At 72.6% G+C, this 1,717-nt stretch carries 3 protein-coding genes; all 3 read right to left on the bottom strand.

Translation table 11 applies throughout. The features are described from left to right. Positions 1 to 164: 164 nt before the first annotated feature. Positions 165 to 449, bottom strand: a complete 285-nt coding sequence (locus DZF91_RS24235) for a GlsB/YeaQ/YmgE family stress response membrane protein (protein ID WP_117359597.1) — start codon at positions 447 to 449, stop codon at positions 165 to 167. A 189-nt stretch (positions 450 to 638) separates the two neighbouring features. Next, positions 639 to 872: a DUF3107 domain-containing protein gene (locus DZF91_RS24230; RefSeq protein WP_117359596.1), complete on the bottom strand. Its 234-nt coding sequence runs from the start codon at positions 870 to 872 to the stop codon at positions 639 to 641. Between the two features lie 72 nt (positions 873 to 944). Next, positions 945 to 1,568, bottom strand: a complete 624-nt coding sequence (locus tag DZF91_RS24225; protein ID WP_117359595.1) for a TetR/AcrR family transcriptional regulator — start codon at positions 1,566 to 1,568, stop codon at positions 945 to 947. Positions 1,569 to 1,717 lie beyond the last annotated feature (149 nt).

Below are 1,717 nucleotides of genomic sequence, written 5' to 3'. Positions count from 1 at the left end.
CGGCGGACGGGCCGGGCGGTCGGCGGACGGGCCGGGCGGTCGGCGGACGGGCCGGGGGCGGGCATGACGGAGCCCCCGTGTGCGGGCACGGGGGCTCCGAAGGGTGCGCGGTGGCGGCCGTCTCACCGAACCGGCGGGGGCGCGGCCGCTACCGGCTCAGAGGGTCAGAAGTACGAGCGGCGGCGACGGCCCCAGCGGCCGGAGCCCCATCGCCCGGAGCCGTGGGAGGTCAGCGCGACCACTCCGATCGCCGCGATGGCGACCGCGAAGATGAAGGCGATCACCGAACCCGCGCCCAGCGCCGAGGCGATCACACCGCCCAGGATGGCGCCGATGATGCCGACGCCGATGGTCAGCAGGATGCCGATCGGATTGCGGCCGGGGACCAGCAACCGCGCCAGCGCGCCGATCACTGCCCCCACGATGATGAACCAGAGGACCGTGAGCACTTTTCGATCACCGTTCCGTGTCTCGGGGACTTCCCCGCCGGTTGCGGGGTTGGTCTGACGCGAGACGGTATGCCCTCACTGTCCGGTTCAAACCTGGCCCAAGAATCGGTCGGCCCGGCCGGGGACTTCCGGCTGTCCCCTTGACCGGGGCGTGACCTGCGCGAACGCCGCTCGGGGCCGTCCGGCGGATCAGGCGTAGGTGCTGCCGAAACCGACCGACCGGTCCTCGTCCTCCGCGATCTCCAGGTAGCCGACGTGCGTGGCCGGGATCACCACGCGACCGCCCCGGCGCTCCTCCAGCACGAACACGCCGCCGCTCTCGGCGAGCGCGTCGGACAGGAGGCGCTGGACCTCGTCCGCCGTCAGCCCGGTCTCGACCACCAGCTCCTTGGGGACGAACTGCACCCCGATGCGTACCTGCACGCGTCGCTCCTTTGTCCGGGACCTCTCTCCGTCCGAGTGTGCCCGGTCGGAGCGCCCGTCGGAACGAACGGGTCAGGAGGAACTGCGGGGGAATCCGGAGATGCCGCGCCACGCCAGGCGGGCGATCATCTTCTCGGCGGTGTCCTTGGGGATCTTGCCGTGCTGGCCGAGCCAGTAGCGGGCGCTCACCTCGGCCATGCCGACCAGGCCCATGCCCAGCAGGTGCGCCTCGTCGCTGTCGGCGCCGGTGTCCTCGGCGATGACCTGCGCGACCATCTCGGCGCACTGCAGGTTGGCGCGCTCGACCCGGGCACGGACGGGGGCCACGTTGCGCAGGTCGGACTCGAAGACCAGCCGGTACGCCTCGCCGTCGCCGGCCACGAAGTCGTAGAAGGCGGCCATGGCGGCCTGCACGCGCAGCTTGTTGTCGCTGGTGGACGCCAGCGCCTCCCGGACGGTGCGGACCAGCGCCTCGGCGTGCTCGTCGAGCAGCGCCAGGTACAGCTCCAGCTTGCCGGGGAAGTGCTGGTAGAGCACGGGCTTGCTGACGCCCGCCCGTTCGGCGATCTCGTCCATCGCCGCGGCGTGGTAGCCCTGGGCGACGAACACCTCCTGCGCAGCGCCGAGCAGCTGCCTGCGCCGCGCCAGACGCGGCAGGCGCGTGCCACGGGGGCGGGCGTCCGGGGTCGCGGTCACCACACTCTCCGATCACCGGTCGGTGCGGCGGTCCGGGGGGTCCGCCGCGGGAGTCAATCCCACCATCCTACGCGCCGGTAACCTCAAAGGTCACCCACGAGCCCGAACGCGTCGCTCCGCGTGTCCCGCCCGCCGCTCCGGGCGAGAGG

Source organism: Actinomadura logoneensis, from assembly GCF_003428695.1.
Taxonomy (GTDB): Bacteria; Actinomycetota; Actinomycetes; order Streptosporangiales; family Streptosporangiaceae; genus Spirillospora; species Spirillospora logoneensis.
Note: the sequence above shows the minus strand (reverse complement) of the source record. Positions and strands in the feature narration are given on the sequence as shown.